This is a genomic window from Burkholderia sp. KCJ3K979, from assembly GCF_016759955.1.
GTDB lineage: Bacteria > Pseudomonadota > Gammaproteobacteria > Burkholderiales > Burkholderiaceae > Burkholderia > Burkholderia orbicola.
Genome location: NZ_JACFYV010000002.1, coordinates 30,752 through 46,704 on the forward strand (window position 1 = coordinate 30,752; position 15,953 = coordinate 46,704).

Sequence of the window (15,953 nt, forward strand, 5' to 3'; positions counted from 1 at the left end):
CGACGCGCGTGAACGACGAATACCGCGCATCGGGTTCACGCGTCGGCGTCCGACTCCGAGCGCGGCGTCTTGCCGGTCCAGCGCCGGTACGCATGGCGGAAGCTGCGCGGCTCGCTGTAGCCGAGCCGCTCGGCGATCGCGGCGACCGTCAACGCGTGATCGTCGAGCAACCGCACGGCTTCGTCGCGACGCACGTCGTCGAGCAACGACTGGAACGTGATGCCGTCCTTGTCGAGCCGCCGGCGCAGCGTGCGTTCGGTCAGATGCAGCGCGCCGGCGAGCGCCGTCATCGACTTGAAGCGCACGAGGTCGCGCGCCATCAACTCCTTCGCGCGATCGGCGAAGCGCGTGCCGACCGACGCGGCCCACTGCCGTTCGAGCACCTCGCACTGGCCGTGCAGTGCATTGAAGCTGACTTCGTTCGCGAGACGCGGCGCCTCCGTGCCGTCCACGGACGTGAACACGAGCCGGTTGTCGGCCGCATTGAAGACGACCGGGCAGCCGAAGTGGCGCGCGTAGTCGGCCGCGTTGCGCGGCGTGCGGCGCGCGAGCTGCACCTGCTCGGGCCACACCGGCTTGCCGACGAGATCGGACACGATCAGGCGCAGGCTCGACAGGCACATGTCGGCCTGGAACACCTCGAGATCGGGCTCGCCGTTGTAGCGGCCGATGGTCACGCTCATGCCGCCGGCGTGCGCGTCGACGCGCACGTCGAAATACAGCCCCATGAACAGCGGAAACTGGCCCATGCAGCGGAACGCCTGCATCACGGAGCCGCTGATCAGCATCGCGTAGCCGGCGAGACCCAGCGTCGACACATGCAGCCGCGCGCCGATCGACAGCCCGATCGACGGTACGCCGCTGCAGCGCAGCAGGTTGCGGAAGCACCGTTGCTCCTGGCCGCGATTCACGTGCAGGTTCGGCGACGCGACTTCGTCCGCGCCCAGCCCGGTGCCTTCGAGCAGCGCGGCGCCGGCGATGCGCCGCACGCGGCACTCGTCCAGCGCGACCGCGATCGCGTGGACCGTGGCGGGAATGTCCTCCTGGCGTCCGGCCGGGCGCGCGAGGCCGAGCGCCGAACGCAGGCTGCGCTCGGCCCGACTCTGGTTTCGTTGGGAACGGCTGTCCATGGTGCCGATGCGGTGACGGGGTCGCACAGAACATAGCCGGAATGTCCGCAAAACGCCAGTGCGGCACAGCAGCATGCAGGGCGGAGCGGCGCGATGCGCGACCACATGTCCGGAAATATCCCTCGATTACGTCCGCTTTTCTCATTCGTCGTCGATTTTTTGGCGCACCACACTTTCTTCCAGTCGTGCCCCACCGGCAGCGCCGGACGCACGCGTGTTGAAGTCATGGACGCCACCCACGTGAGGACAGCATGGACAACGACAGGCCAGGTCGAACCACATCGGCCGTCGCGATGCATGAATTCGGCGCGGACGCGCAGCGCGGCGACACGGACGCACGCAAGCCGCATCTGCTCGGACTCTCGACGCTGGTGATCTTCGGCCTCGCGTACATGCTGCCGATGACGGTGTTCACGACCTACGGCCTCGTCACGAGCGAGACGAACGGGCATCTGACGGCCGCGTACGCGGTCACGCTGATCGCGATGCTGTTCACCGCGCGCAGCTACGGCCACATGGCGCGGCTGATGCCGAGCGCCGGGTCGGCCTATACGTTCGCGAGCCGCAACTTCGGTACGTCGGCCGGCTTCATGGTCGGCTGGGCGTTGCTGATGGATTACCTGTTCATCCCGATGATCAGCTACCTCGCGATCGGCATCTACATGAAGCAGATCTTTCCGGCGGTGCCGGCCAGCGTGTGGATCGTCGGCAGCATCGCGCTGATCACCGGGCTGAACATCGTCGGCATCCGGCTCGTCAATCGCGTGAACCTGATCCTGATCGCGAGCCAGCTCGTGTTCATCGCGGTCTTCGTGATCGCGTCGGCGCACGTCGCGGCCGGCGAAGGGCTGTCGATGGCCGTCGCGTTGCCGTCGTCCGGCGATGCGCGCGCGATCTTCGCCGGCTCCGCGATCCTGTGCCTGTCGTTCCTCGGCTTCGATGCGGTCACCACACTGTCGGAGGAAACGCGCGAGCCGCGGCGCACGGTGCCGCGCGCCATCCTGCTCTGCACGCTTGCGAGCGGCCTGCTGTTCATGCTGATCGCGTATGTCGGACAACTGGTGTTTCCCGACTGGCACGCGTTCAAGGATCTCGATTCGGCGAGCCTCGACCTGATGCGGCGAGTCGGCGGCCGCACGCTGTCGGCGTTCTTCGTGGCGGTGTACGTGGCCGGCTGCTTCGCGAGTGCGATGGCGGGCCAGGCGAGCGTGACGCGCGTGCTGTTCGCGATGGGCCGCGACCGCGTGCTGCCCGAATCGGTGTTCGGTCATCTGCATGCGCGGCTGCGCACGCCGGTGCGCGCGACGCTCGCGGTTGGCGTCGTGTCGCTGTCCGCGCTGTTCATCACGCTCGATCTTGCGTCGACGATGATCAGTTTCGGCGCGCTCGTCGCGTTCGCGATCGTGAACCTGTGCGTGATGCGCAGCTATCTGGGCCAGCCCGAGCATCGCCACGCCGCGGGCTGGATCGCGTACGGCCTGATGCCGGCGATCGGCTTCGCGATGAACGTGTGGCTCTGGTCGGGGCTGTCGCGCCAGACGTTCTATGTCGGCATCGGCTGGCTCGTGCTCGGGCTCTGCCAGCTCGTATGGCTGACGCGCGGCTTCACGCGCCCGGCGCCGACGCTGTCGATGAATTGAATGGCCGGCATGCGCGATGCCGGTTTTGAAACCCTGAAGGAGGAGTGATCCATGCACGCTGTTGACGTCAATTCCGCTGCGGACCTGCAGGCGCTCGGCAAGCGCCATCTGCTGATGCACTTCACGCATGCCGATGCATACCGCGAGAACGCGCTGACCGTGTTCGACCGCGGCGAAGGCTGCTGGCTCGTCGACCGCAACGGCAAGCGCTATTTCGACGGGCTCGCCGGGTTGTACTGCGTGCAGGTCGGCTACAGCCACGGCGCGGAGATCGGCGATGCGATCCGCGAGCAGATGGCGCGGCTGCCGTTCGCGACCAACTGGGGCGTGGGCCACGAACCGGCGATCCGGCTCGCGCACCAGCTCGCCGCGCTCGCGCCCGACGGCTTGAACCGCGTGTTCTTCACGTCGAGCGGCTCGGAGTCGAACGAGTCGGCGATCAAGCTGGTGCGCCAGTATCACCAGTCGCGCGGCGAGCCGCAGCGGCGCAAGTTCATCGCGCGGCGCGTCGCGTATCACGGCACGTCGTTCGGCGCGCTCGCGTTGAACGGGATGACGAACTTCCGCAAGCATTTCGAGCCGCTGATGTCGGGCGTGCGCCATGTGGGCAACACGAAGCGCTACGGGCGCCCTGCGGGCGAGACGGAAGCGCAGTTCACGCGCCATCTGCTCGACGAGATCGAATCGCTGATCGTGCAGGAGGGGCCGGACACGGTCGCCGCGATCGTCGTCGAGCCGCTGCAGAACGCGGGCGGCAGCCTGACGCCGCCGGCCGGCTACGCGGCCGGCCTGCGCGACATCTGCGACCGGCACGGCGTGCTGCTCGTGGCCGACGAGGTGATCTGCGGGTTCGGCCGGCTCGGCGAGTATTTCGGGTCGGCGCGCTACGGGCTGAAGCCGGACATCATCACGTTCGCGAAAGGCATCGCGTCGGGCTACGTGCCGCTCGGCGGCGTGATCGCGAGCGACGCGGTCGTCGACACGGTGCTCGACGGGCCGCAGCAGATGTTCCTGCACGGCGCGACGTACGGCGGCCATCCGGTCGCATGCACGGCCGCGCTCGCGAACCTCGCGATCATGGAGCGCGAGGGCGTGCTCGCGAACGTTCGTGACAACGAAGCGGTGTTTCGCCAGACGCTCGACGGGCTGCTCGAACTGCCGTGCGTCGGCGACGTGCGCGGCGACGGCTATCACTACTCGCTCGAACTCGTGACCGACAAGGCCGCGCGCCGCTGGGCGGCGGGCCTCGGCGCGCAGGCGTTCGTGTCGACGATACTCGCGCCGGCGATCTTCGACGCGGGGCTGCTGTGCCGCGCGGGCGTCGACCACGAAGGCACGCCGATCCTGCAGTTCTCGCCGCCGCTCGTGATGTCGCGCGACGAGATCGTCTGGTTCGTCGCGCAGATCCGCGACATCCTCGTCGAGTCCTATGCACGGGCGACGCGCTGAGCGGCAGCCTTCATTTCAGGAGCATTCGATGCGAACGTCACAACAGTCCTACATTGACGGCCAGTGGCTCGATCCGGCCGACGCGCGATCGATCGACGTGATCGACCCGGCCACCGCGCGGCCGTATGCGCGGCTCGCGATCGGCGGCGCGGCCGATGTCGACCGTGCGGTCGGCGCGGCGCGGCAGGCCTTCGACACGTATTCGCGCGGGTCGGTGGACGAGCGCGTCGCGTTGCTGAAGCGCATCCTCGAGATCTACCAGCGCCGCTACGAGGAGGTCGCGCAGACGATCAGCCAGGAGATGGGCGCGCCGATCGCGTTCGCGCGGGCGATGCAGGCCGCGGTCGGCACCGCGCATCTCGAACAGACGATCCGCGCGCTGCAGTCGTTCCGCTTCAGCACGCAGACCGGTTCGCTGCTGGTATCGCACGAGCCGATCGGCGTGTGCGCGCTGATCACGCCGTGGAACTGGCCGATCAACCAGATCGTGTGCAAGGTCGCGCCGGCGCTCGCGGCCGGCTGCACGATGGTGCTCAAGCCGAGCGAAATCGCGCCGTTCAGCGCGATCCTGTTCGCGGAGATCCTGCACGAAGCGGGCGTGCCGCGCGGTGTGTTCAACCTCGTGCACGGCTGCGGGCATGAAGTGGGCGACGCGCTGTCGCGGCATCCGGAGGTCGACATGGTGTCGTTCACGGGTTCGACGCGCGCGGGCGTCGAGGTCGCGAAGGCGGCGGCCGATACCGTGAAGCGCGTGCACCAGGAGCTCGGCAGCAAGAGCCCGAACCTGATCCTGCCCGATGCGGACATCGAGGATGCCGTCATACGCGGCGCGCGTAGCTGCTTCAGCAACAGCGGCCAGTCGTGCAACGCGCCGACGCGCATGCTCGTGCACGTCGATCACCTGGCGCGGGCCGAGCAGGCGGCGCGCCGGGAAGCGGAACGCACCGTCGTCGGCGATCCACGATCGACGGAAACCGGCATCGGGCCGGTGGTCAGCCGCACGCAGTTCGATCGCATCCAGCATTTCATCCGGCTCGGGATCGAGGAAGGCGCGACGCTCGTCGCCGGCGGCCCCGGCCGGCCGGAGGGGCTGACGGACGGGTTCTACGTGCGGCCGACGGTGTTTTCGAACGTCACGCCGGGCATGACGATCGCAACCGAGGAAATCTTCGGGCCGGTATTGGCGATCATGACCTACCGGACCGAGGACGAGGCCGTCGCGCTCGCGAACGATTCGGTCTACGGGCTCGCGGCCTACGTGCAGTCGACGGACCTCGAACGCGCACGCCGGATCGCGGCGCGGTTGCGCGTCGGCAATGTTCACATCAACTACCCGGCGTGGAACCCGGCCGCGCCGTTCGGCGGCTACAAGCGCTCGGGCAACGGGCGCGAATACGCGGAGTTCGGCCTCGTCGAGTATCTGGAAACGAAGGGGACGACCGGGTACACGGAAGGCGGCGCGCGATGACGATCTGATCGCGCGCGCGAACCGCACGGCGAGTGCATTCCCGCCGATGTCGGTGCCGATGCCGGTGCCGGCGCCGGCGCCGGCGCGGCGCTCAGCGGCAGCGGCAGCGGCAACGGCAACGGCAACGGCAACGGCCCGGCACATCGCGGCACCTGGCGCAGGAGAAACCCTCGGGCCGCCGCGAAGCGGTCGGCCCTTGCAGCCCTCGACGCCACGCCGCACGTGCTGCCGCTCAGCGCTCTTCCGGGTCCGCCGCGGCCGTACCGGACTCCGCAACGGGTGCGGCGGCGGCCCGCCGGCGGATCTCGGAATCGAGGATCAGCCGCCCGCGCAGCTTGCCTTTCATCCGCTTCACATGCTTGGGCGCTTCGGTCATGTGCTCGACCATCAGCGCACGGACGCGTTCGACATCGCGCTCGCGCGCGGCCTGCAGGATCGCCTTGTGGATCGACACGTTCGCCTCGCCGAAGCGCTTGTGCTCGGCGAGCGGCGTATCGTTCCGGAACTCGATCAATTGCCGGATCATCTCGTTGATCAGTTCGCAGCTGAAGCGCAGGAACGGATTCGGATTCGCGGCCGCGAGGATGTCGTGGAACGTCGTGTCCTCCTGCCGCTGACGCAGCATGTGGCCGCGGTCGTGCACGCCCGACCCGCCGTCGCAGCACGCGATGTTGGATTCCAGCGCCGCGAAGTCGCGCTCGGTCAGGTGCGGCACGGCGCCGGCAGCGAGCTCGGGTTCGAGCAGCTTGCGCACCGTATAGATGTCGTCGATCGTCACGTCCTTGAAGAACAGGTAGTTCTGCAGCAGCTGAAGCGTGCGGTCGAGCGGCACCTCGACGACCATCCCGCCGCCCGACGGCCCCGTCGTGACCTTGATGAGCCCCTGCACCTCGAGCGATTTCAGCGCCTCCCGGATCGTGCTCTTGCTCACCGCATAGAGCTGCTGCAGCTCGGCCTCGCGCGGCAGGCGGTCGCCCGGCTTCAGGTCCTTCTCGGTGATCAGCCGCTTGATCTCCTCGGCGACGAGGTCGGCCCGCTTCGGCTGCTTGATTTCGACCGCGAGGCCCGCCCTGGCTCGGTCCATGACCATCTTCACGACTCCTTTGTCTGACCGCGCGCCTGCGTCATCGTCGACGATCGGTCCCGGCGCGGGTACGGAATTTTGCCTGATTGACACCAATTTTGATCAACTCTAGCATCAGGTTGATCCTATTTATCATGATAAATAGGATCAACCGGCGGCGCGCATCGAAGAGTGGCGTGGGCACGGTTTGGCAGTCGGTCGTATCGCGTGTGTCCCCCTCATGAGGAGCGTCAACTTGAATCGCCGAGAACTGTTGAAACTGGCCGCGCTGTCGGCCGTGCCGGGCGCGCTCGGCAGCATGTCGTCCCGGGTCGCGTTCGCGCAGGGCGCGCCCATCCAGCTTGCCTGCCCGGTGCCGATGTCCGGCCCGTTCGCCGCCAACGGCAAGTACGCCGATCTCGGCATGCAGCTCGCCGTCAAGCAGTACGGCAAGGTGCTCGGCGCGCCGCTCGCCTATACGGCGCTCGACACCGAGGGCAAGCCCGCGACGGCCGTGCGGCGCGTGCAGGAGATCGCGCAGCAGAAGGGCGTGCGTTTCTTCGCGGGCGGCATCCTGTCGTCCGAATCGCTGGCGATGGGCAAGGAAGTCCAGAAGGCGGACGGCGTGTTCATCACGACGGCCGGCGCGGACGAGATCACCGGCAAGGACTGCAACGCGGCGACGTTCCGTTGGTCCGTGCCGACCTTCGGCGCGATCGAGCAGACGGTGCGCCCGTTGATCCAGATGCTGCCGAAGGCGAAGCGCTGGTACACGATCACGCCGCAATACGTGTTCGGCGATGGCCTGCTGTCGGCCGCGAAGGCGGTCTTCAAGGAGAAGGGCATCGAGCACGTCGGCAACAGCTATCACTCGCTCGCCGAAAAGGAGTTCAGCGGCTACCTGACGAACGCGGCCGCCGCGCAGCCGGACGTGCTGCTGATCCTGAACTTCGGCTCGCAATCGTCGGACACGCTGCGCCAGGCCGTCAGCTTCGGGATGAAGCGCAACTGCACGATCCTGCTCGCGTGGGCATCGGGCCTCGAGCAGTTCGAGGCGCTCGGGCCGGACATCTGCGACGGCGTGTATTTCGGCGCGCAATACTGGCACGGCATCGATTCGCCGCTGAACCGCGATCTCGTGAAGCGCGCGAACGCCGCGTTCAAGGCGAACCCGAACTACAGCCTCGCGGGCTCGTACATCTGCTCGAAGATCCTGATCGACGCGATGGTGAAGGCCGGCAGCGCCGATCCGAAGAAGGTCGTCGCGGCGATGGAAGGGATGAAGTACGACGGGCTCACGGGTCCGGAGGAAATCCGCAAGGGCGACCACCAGGTGCTGAAGAACTACTACCTGCTGAAGGGCAAGCCGAAGAGCCGGATGAAGAACGCGGACGACTATGCCGACATCGTCAGCTCCGGCCAGTCGTTCCTGCCGCTCGACAAGACGGGCTGCAAGCTCGCGTGACGCCGTGCATGCGTTCGCGGCGCCACGCGCGCCGCGGGCGTCCGGTACCTTCCTCTCCGACACGGAAGCCATGAACGTCTATCTGCTGCAGATCGTCAACGGCATCGGCGTGGGCATGCTGTATTTCCTGCTCGCCGTCGGCCTGTCGATCGTGTTCGGCCTGCTGCGCTTCGTGAATTTCGCTCACGGCGCGTTCTATCTGCTCGGCGCGTATCTTTGCTACCAGGCGCTGCAATGGTCGGCGAATTTCTGGGTCGCGCTCGCGGTCGTGCCGCTCGTCGTCGGCGCGTTCGCATGGATCGTCGAGAAGCTGGTGCTGCGCCACGTGTACGCGCAGCAGCACGAATTCCACATCCTCGCGACGGTCGGCCTCGCGCTCGTGCTGCAGGAGTGCGCGATCCTCGCGTGGGGCCCGCTCGGCGACAACGTGCCGCCGCCCGATGCGCTGAACGGCGTCGTGATCTGGGGCGGCTTCGTCTACCCGAAATACCGGCTGTTCGTGATCGGCTTCACGGCCGTGCTCGCCGCGTTGCTGTGGTGGGTACTCGAAGGTACCCGGCTCGGCAGTACGGTGCGCGCGGGCAGCGAGTCGACGGAGATGGTGTCGCTGCTCGGCATCAACGTGACGCGCGTGTTCAGCCTCGTGTTCGCGCTCGGCGCGGCGACGGCCGCGCTGGCCGGCGTGCTCGCCGCACCGATCCGCGGCGTCGATCCGTTCATGGGGATCGAGGCGCTCGGCGTCGCGTTCGTCGTGGTCGTCGTCGGCGGGATGGGGAATTTTCTCGGTGCGCTGGTCGGCGGGCTGCTGGTCGGCATCGTGCAGAGCCTGATGAGCACGCTGTGGCCGGAAGGCGCGCGATTGATGATCTACGTCGCAATGGCGGCCGTACTGCTGCTGCGTCCGAACGGTTTGCTGGGGAGGGCCGCATGATCGATTCGTCGAAACCGCTGACGCGCGGCGCGGCGGCGTCGCAACGCCCGCGGCCGTGGCGCGGCCTGCTGCAGCGGCCGGAAGGCTGGCTCGCGGTGGTCGCCGCGTGCGTGTTGCCGCTCGTGTTGAGTTCGGGCTCGCTCGCGACCGAAGTGCTGGTGTTCGCGCTCGCCGCGCTCGGCTGCAATCTGCTGCTCGGGTACACGGGCCTGCTGTCGTTCGGGCAGGGCATCTTCTTCGGGCTCGGCAGCTACGCGGCGGGGCTGGTGCTGACGCGCGGTGTCGCATCGGTGAGCGTCGCGCTGCTGGCGGCGGCGGTGCTCGGCGCCGTCGCGGCCGCACTCGTCGGCTGGTTCTCGATCCGGCAGCGCGGCACTTACTTCGTGATGCTGACGCTCGCGTTCGGGCAGTTGTTCTACTTCCTCGCGTATACGACGCCGGATGTGACGGGCGGCGACAACGGGCTGCTCGACATCCCGCGCCCCGCGCTCGCCGCGTTCGGGCATCCGCTCGTCGCGCTGGATTCGCCGTGGCGTTACTACGGCTTCGTCGCGGTGTTGTTCGTCGCGGTGTTCTGGCTGCTGCTGCGCGTGTCGCGCTCGGTGTTCGGCCGCACGCTGCTCGCGATTCGCGACAACGAGGCGCGCGCGGCGGCGGCCGGCTACGACGTGAAACGCTTCAAGCTCGCGGCGTTCGTGATCTCGGGCGCGGTCACGGGCCTGGCGGGCGCGCTGCACGCGCTGATGACGGGCATCGCGCCGCTGTCGAACATCGACTATCACACGAGTGAAATGATCCTCGTGATGACGGTGATCGGCGGCACGGGCAACCTGTTCGCGTCGGTGCTCGGCGCGGCGTTCTACGTGCTGTTCGCGGACTGGCTGTCGACGCTGTGGCCGCGCTGGCTGCTGCTGCTCGGCCTCGTGCTGATCGCGGTCAGCTTGTTCATGCAGCGCGGGTTGTGGGGGCTGGGCGAACGCATCGTGGCGTCGCTGCGGCGTGGCGATCGCACGGCGGTCACGGTCAAGGAGCGGCAATGAGCGAAGCGATTCTCGAAGCACGCGGCATCGTCAAGCGTTACGGCAAGTTCACCGCGCTGGGCGGCGTCGATCTGCGCATCATGCCGCGCACCGTGCATTCGGTGATCGGCCCGAACGGCGCGGGCAAGACGACGCTGTTCCATACGCTGACGGGCACGCTGCCGATCACGTCGGGCTCGATCCTGTTCGACAGCCACGACGTGTCGCACGAACCCGATTACAAGCGCGTGCGGCGCGGCATCGCACGCTCGTTCCAGGTCACGAGCCTGTTTCCGAACCTGAGCGTGCGCGAGAACCTGCGCGTCGCCGCACAGGGCGTCGAATCGCGGCGGGCGCTGAATCCGTGGACGCCGCCGCGCGGCGCGCTCGCCCATGACGGCATCGTCGACGACGTCCTCGAGCGGCTCGGCCTGCAGCGCTTCGCCGACACGGCGGCCGGCGTGCTGTCGCATGGCCAGCAGCGCCGGCTCGAGGTCGGCATGGCGCTGGCGGCGCGGCCGCGCGCGATCTTCCTCGACGAGCCGACGTCGGGCATGGGCATCGACGATCTCGACGACATGAAGGCGCTGATCCGCGGCCTGCGCGACGACTACACGGTCGTGCTGATCGAGCACAACATGGGCATCGTGATGGATATCTCGGACACGATCACGGTGATGCAGCAGGGGCGCGTGCTGGTCGAAGGCAAACCCGATGCGATCCGCGGCGACGCGCGCGTGCGCAGCGCGTATCTCGGCAACATGATCACCGGAGGCCGCGCATGATGCTCGACGTGAAGGAGGTGCACGCGTGCTACGGCAAGAGCCACGTGCTGCAAGGCATTTCGCTGAACGTGAACGAAGGCGAGACGGTGACGCTGCTCGGCCGCAACGGCGCGGGCAAATCGACGACGCTGAAGACGATCGCGGGCGTCGTCGCGCCGACCGGCGGCACGGTGACGTTCGCGGGCCGGCCGGTGGCCGGGCAGCCGGCGCACCGGATCGCCGCGGGCGGACTGTGCTTCGTGCCCGAGCATCGCGGGATTTTCCGGCTGCTGTCGGTCGAGGAAAACCTGCGGCTCGGCGCGCGCCGCGATTCGCCGTGGCAGCTCGACGATATCTACCGGATCTTTCCGCGCCTGAAGGAGCGCCGCCGCAACGGCGGTGCGCAGTTGTCGGGCGGCGAGCAGCAGATGCTCGCGATCGGCCGCGCGCTGATGAATCATCCGCGGCTGCTGATGCTCGATGAGCCGGTCGAGGGGCTCGCGCCGGTGATCGTCGAGGAGATCGTCGAGCAGTTGAAGCGGATCAAGGCGGCCGGCGTCGCGATCCTGCTCGTCGAGCAGAACCTCGAAGTGTGCACGCAGCTCGCGGACCGCCACTTCGTGATCGAACAGGGCGTGATCGTCTACGAAGGCAGCAACGCGGCGTTCGCGGCCGATCATGACGTGAAGGACCGCTACCTGGGTGTCGGTGTGGCATGAGCGCCGTGCCCTTTCAATGCGAGGAATGGCAACGATGCAAGTACAGGATTTGACTCCGGGCGTCGCGGCGTCCGGCTTGCGCGTCGATGGCGCGCGGCTGTGGGACAGCCTGATGCGGCTCGCGCGGATCGGCGCGACCGACAAGGGCGGCGTGTGCCGCCTCGCGCTCACCGAACTCGATCGCGACGCGCGCGACCTGTTCGTCGCATGGGCGAAGGACATCGGCTGCACGGTGCGCGTCGATGCGATCGGCAATATCTTTGCGCGGCGCGCGGGCGAACGGGACGACCTGCCGCCCGTGACGACGGGCAGCCATATCGACACGCAGCCCACTGGCGGCAAGTTCGACGGCAACTACGGCGTGCTGGCCGGCCTCGAGGTGCTGCGTACGCTCGACGACGCCGGGGTTCGCACGCGCGCGCCGCTCGAGGTGGCCGTCTGGACCAACGAGGAAGGGTCGCGCTTCGTGCCGGTGATGATGGGTTCCGGCGTGTTCGCGGGCGCGTTCACGCTCGACCATGCGCTCGCGCAATGCGACCGCGACGGCGTGTCGGTGCGCGATGCGCTGGCCGCGATCGGCTATGCAGGCAGTGCCGACGACGGGCACGGTGCGCATCCGGTCGGCGCGTATTTCGAAGCGCATATCGAGCAGGGGCCGGTGCTGGAAGCGCATGACATGACGATCGGCGTGGTCGAGGGGGCGCTCGGACAGCGCTGGTACGACGTGACCGTCCACGGGATGGAGGCGCATGCGGGCCCGACGCCGATGGAACTGCGGCGCGACGCGCTGCTGGTCGCGGCCGATCTCGTGCGCAAGGTGAACGAGATCGCGCGTGCGCATCCGCCGCACGGGCGTGGCACGGTCGGCTGGGTCGACGTGCACCCGAATTCGCGCAACGTGATTCCCGGCCGCGTGACGTTGACCGTCGACCTGCGCGCGGCCGACGATGCGACGCTGACGGCGATGGATGCGGAATTGCGTGCGGCATGCGCCGACCACGGCGCGACGGCCGGGATGCGGATCGACATCGAGCCGGTCGTGTACTTTCCGCCGCAGCCGTTCGATCCGGCGCTGGTCGAGCAGGTCCGCGCCGGCGCGCACGCGCTCGGGCTGTCGTCGATGAACGTGATCAGCGGCGCGGGCCACGACGCGGTGTATCTCGCGCGCATCGCGCCGACCGCGATGATCTTCGTGCCGTGCAAGGACGGCATCAGCCATAACGAGATCGAGGACGCCGATCCGGCGCATCTGGAAGCCGGCTGCAACGTGCTGCTGCATGCGATGCTCGGCGCGGCCGGCATCGCGGAGGGCGCTGCGCGATGAAGATCCTGATCGCCCGGATGAACCACGAGACCAACACGTTCTCGCCGGTGCCGACGCCGCTCGCCGCGTTCGGCCGCAACGGCCCCGACTGGGGCGACGACGCGTATCGCGCGAATCGCGGGATGCGTACCGCGACGGCGGCGTTCATCGACGCGGCCGAACGCGCGGGCGCGGACATCGTGACGCCCGTGTCGGCGGCCGCGAACCCGAGCGGGCCGGTCGCGGCCGACGCGTATGCGGCGATCTGCGATGCGATCGTCGCCGCGGCGCCGGGCTGCGACGCGGTGATGCTCGACCTGCACGGCGCGATGGTTGCCGAGCAGAGCGCGGACGGCGAGGGCGACCTGCTCGCGCGCGTGCGCGCGGCGCTGCCCGACGCGCCGATCGCGGTCGCGCTTGACCTGCACGCGAACGTCACGCAGAAGATGATCGACAACGCGGACGTGCTCGTCAGCTTCAAGACTTATCCGCACGTCGACATGTACGAGACGGGCGAGCACGCGGCGCGGCTGCTGCTCGACCGACTGTACGGCCGCGCGCGGCCCGTGCTCGCGTGGCGGCAGCCGCCGCTGATGACGTCGACGCTGCGTAGCGCGAGCGCGGAAGGCGCGATGCGGCGCGCGGTGGAGGCCGCGCGCGCGGCCGAGGCCGACGGGATGCTCGCGGTGTCGATCCTGCCCGGCTTCTCGCTCGCGGATATTCCTGCACCGTGCATCAGTGTGGTCGTGGTGGCCGATGGCGACCGCGCCGCCGCCGACGCAGTGGCCGAGCGCATCGCGCGGCAGATCTGGGACGCGCGCGACGAATTCGTCTATCGCAGCGCGCCGCTCGCCGAATCGGTTGCGCAGGCCGCGGCACTCGCACAGGGCGCGGACCGCCCCGTGCTGATGCTCGATCACGGCGACAACTGCATGTCGGGCGGCCCGTGCGACACGATGGACCTGCTCGAAGTCGCGCTCGCGCACGGGCTCGACGGGATCGTCAGCGGACCGTTGTGCGACCCCGAGGCGGTCGCGGCGCTGATCGACGCGGGCGTCGGCGCCACCGTCACGGTGCCGGTCGGCAACCGGTTGCCGTCGCATGGCGGCGTGCGGCGCGAACCGTTTCGCGCGACGGGCATCGTGCGCGCGATCACCGACGGCGAATACGTGATCACCGGGCCGACGTATACCGGGCAGCGTGCGTACATGGGCCGCGCGGCCGTGCTCAACATCGGCACGGCCACGCTGGTCGTCACCGAGCGCACGCAGGAGCCGTGGGATCTCGGCGTGTTCGAGAGCGTGGGCGTCGATCCGCGCCGTGCGCGCTTCCTGCTGCTGAAGTCGCGGATGTATTGCCGGCCGGTGTTCGTGCCGATTTCGTCCGCGCTGGTCGAATGCGACAGCCGCGGCGTGACGGGCTCGGACTACGGGCTGTTCCGCTACGAACGGCTCGCGCGGCCGGTGTATCCGCTCGACGACATCGTCGAGTGGTCATCGGGCACGCGACGCACGGATTGACGGAACCGAACCGGGCACGAGACGCCGGGTCGGCCCGCTTTCGGGCATCATGCGATGGCGCCGGCCCGTCGAGCAGCAGGGTCGGGCAATCCATTGCGTCCGCAACCGATCCGGAGAACCGACCGCCATGCATTCGAATCCTTTCCGCCTGCGCAGCGCGCGCCTGCTCGCCGCGCTGACCCTCGCCACGACGGCCGTTACCGTGCACGCCGCCGACTGGATCGTGTCCGGCAACGACGGCAAGTACCAGCGCGTCGAGGGCCGCGACACCTATTTGCCTTCCCCGCCCGCCGACACGCTGACGCTGCTCGATGCGAGCACCTTCCCGCCGAAGGTCGCGCTGCAGGTCGACGTCGAGAACGGCATCCAGGGGCCGCCGCAGGCCGTCGCGATCACGCCCGACGCGAAGCTTGCGCTGGTCGGCGCGCCGACGCGCTATGACACGGCCGCGAAGCAGCTCGTATTCGACACGTTTCTGCAAGTCGTGAATCTCGACAGCGCACCGCCCGCGATCACGCGCATCGAGCTCGGCACGCATCCGCAAGGGATCGCGATCGATCGCTCGGGCCGGCTTGCGCTTGTCGCCAACGTCGACGGCAGCGTGTCGATCCTGCACATCGACGGCACGCAGGTGACGCTCGACGGCAACCTGAAAATCGGCAAGAAGCGGCTGGCCGGGATCAGCTTCACGCACGACGGCAAGCATGCGCTCGTGTCGCTGCGCGACGAGCAGGGCATCGCGGTGCTGAACGTCGACGACGGCAAGGTGACCGACAGCGGCACGCGCCTGAGCACGGGCGTCGCGCCTTACACGATCGACGTGTCGAGCGACAACCGCTGGGCCGTCGTCAGCAACGTCGGGCTCGCCGGGCTGCCGGGTTACACCGGCACGCTGGCGGGCGACGCCGATTCGGTCGCGCTGATCGACGTGTCGCGCGTGCCGTTCCGCACGGTTCAGTACCTGACGGTGCCGTCGCTGCCGGAAGGCGTCGCGATTTCGCCGAACGGCAAGTGGATCGCCGTGCAGGCGATGGACGGCTCGAACCTGACGGCCGACAACCCGGGCCGCCACAAGCTCGGCAAGGTGCTGCTGTTCGAGATCCGCGACGGGCGGGCCGTGAAGGTGAACGAGGTGCCGGGCGGCGAAGCCGCGCAGGGCATCGTGTTTACCGCGGACAGCCGGCACGTGATCGTGCAATTCAACGTCGAACGGCAGCTTGCGCTGTATGCGGTCGAAGGCGGCAAGCTGCGCGATACGGGCAAGCGGATCGCGCTGACGGGCGGGCCGTCTTCGTTGAGGACGTTGCCGCGCTGACGCGTCGTCGCACGCTTCATCCATTCGTTCGTATCCCTGAGTGAAAACGGCACCCGGTTTCTTCGGGTGCCCGTCGAGCCCCCCTCTCCAGTCTGGTTGCAACGTAACAAGCCTCGGCAATTTGTACCCAAAGCCACTTAACTCCCATTTGTTTAGTTAAACAAACT

General features: G+C 68.3%; 13 protein-coding genes. 11 read left to right on the forward strand and 2 right to left on the reverse strand.

The genetic code is table 11. The annotated features are described in order from the left end of the window. Positions 1–35 precede the first annotated feature (35 nt). Entirely contained in the window at positions 36–1,130 is a 1,095-nt protein-coding gene (locus H3O04_RS00890; protein WP_202586896.1) for an AraC family transcriptional regulator, read from the reverse strand. Between the two features lie 251 nt (positions 1,131–1,381). Here H3O04_RS00890 and H3O04_RS00895 point away from each other — a divergent pair, with 251 nt between their 5' ends. The 3 genes from H3O04_RS00895 to H3O04_RS00905 are packed head-to-tail and all read left to right on the forward strand — an operon-like array spanning position 1,382 to position 5,687. Continuing rightward, positions 1,382–2,770 carry an APC family permease gene (locus H3O04_RS00895; protein WP_202586897.1) on the forward strand — a complete coding sequence of 463 codons (1,389 nt, stop codon included), beginning with the start codon at positions 1,382–1,384 and terminating at the stop codon, positions 2,768–2,770. Between the two features lie 51 nt (positions 2,771–2,821). Beyond that, entirely contained in the window at positions 2,822–4,219 is a 1,398-nt protein-coding gene (locus H3O04_RS00900) for an aspartate aminotransferase family protein (RefSeq protein WP_202586898.1), read from the forward strand. Between the two features lie 28 nt (positions 4,220–4,247). Further along, the gene (locus H3O04_RS00905; protein WP_202586899.1) at positions 4,248–5,687 is read left to right on the forward strand and encodes an aldehyde dehydrogenase family protein; all 1,440 of its coding nucleotides are present in this window, start codon (positions 4,248–4,250) and stop codon (positions 5,685–5,687) included. Positions 5,688–5,919: 232 nt separating this feature from the next. Here H3O04_RS00905 and H3O04_RS00910 read toward each other — a convergent pair whose 3' ends face one another. Continuing rightward, complete coding sequence (locus H3O04_RS00910; RefSeq protein WP_011549274.1) at positions 5,920–6,777, reverse strand: FadR/GntR family transcriptional regulator; 858 nt, start codon at positions 6,775–6,777, stop codon at positions 5,920–5,922. Between the two features lie 229 nt (positions 6,778–7,006). On the opposite strand from H3O04_RS00910, the gene H3O04_RS00915 reads away from it, so the two are divergent. The 8 genes from H3O04_RS00915 (at position 7,007) to H3O04_RS00950 (ending at position 15,786) form a co-directional block, all read left to right on the forward strand. Beyond that, entirely contained in the window at positions 7,007–8,215 is a 1,209-nt protein-coding gene (locus H3O04_RS00915) for an ABC transporter substrate-binding protein (protein WP_023476392.1), read from the forward strand. Positions 8,216–8,285: 70 nt separating this feature from the next. Then, the gene (locus H3O04_RS00920) at positions 8,286–9,146 is read left to right on the forward strand and encodes a branched-chain amino acid ABC transporter permease (protein ID WP_027792118.1); all 861 of its coding nucleotides are present in this window, start codon (positions 8,286–8,288) and stop codon (positions 9,144–9,146) included. Next, the gene (locus H3O04_RS00925; protein ID WP_201317244.1) at positions 9,143–10,186 is read left to right on the forward strand and encodes a branched-chain amino acid ABC transporter permease; all 1,044 of its coding nucleotides are present in this window, start codon (positions 9,143–9,145) and stop codon (positions 10,184–10,186) included. Before H3O04_RS00920 ends, H3O04_RS00925 begins: the two co-directional genes overlap by 4 nt. After that, entirely contained in the window at positions 10,183–10,950 is a 768-nt protein-coding gene (locus H3O04_RS00930; protein WP_202586900.1) for an ABC transporter ATP-binding protein, read from the forward strand. The genes H3O04_RS00925 and H3O04_RS00930 overlap by 4 nt, the downstream gene beginning before the upstream one ends. Further along, positions 10,947–11,648, forward strand: a complete 702-nt coding sequence (locus H3O04_RS00935) for an ABC transporter ATP-binding protein (RefSeq protein ID WP_006481111.1) — start codon at positions 10,947–10,949, stop codon at positions 11,646–11,648. The genes H3O04_RS00930 and H3O04_RS00935 overlap by 4 nt, the downstream gene beginning before the upstream one ends. Before the next feature lie 34 nt (positions 11,649–11,682). After that, the gene (locus H3O04_RS00940; RefSeq protein WP_202586901.1) at positions 11,683–12,972 is read left to right on the forward strand and encodes a Zn-dependent hydrolase; all 1,290 of its coding nucleotides are present in this window, start codon (positions 11,683–11,685) and stop codon (positions 12,970–12,972) included. Further along, a complete protein-coding gene (locus H3O04_RS00945; RefSeq protein WP_202586902.1) occupies positions 12,969–14,471 on the forward strand; it encodes a M81 family metallopeptidase in 1,503 nt (500 codons plus the stop codon). Before H3O04_RS00940 ends, H3O04_RS00945 begins: the two co-directional genes overlap by 4 nt. Before the next feature lie 127 nt (positions 14,472–14,598). After that, complete coding sequence (locus H3O04_RS00950; protein WP_202586903.1) at positions 14,599–15,786, forward strand: YncE family protein; 1,188 nt, start codon at positions 14,599–14,601, stop codon at positions 15,784–15,786. Positions 15,787–15,953: the final 167 nt, after the last annotated feature.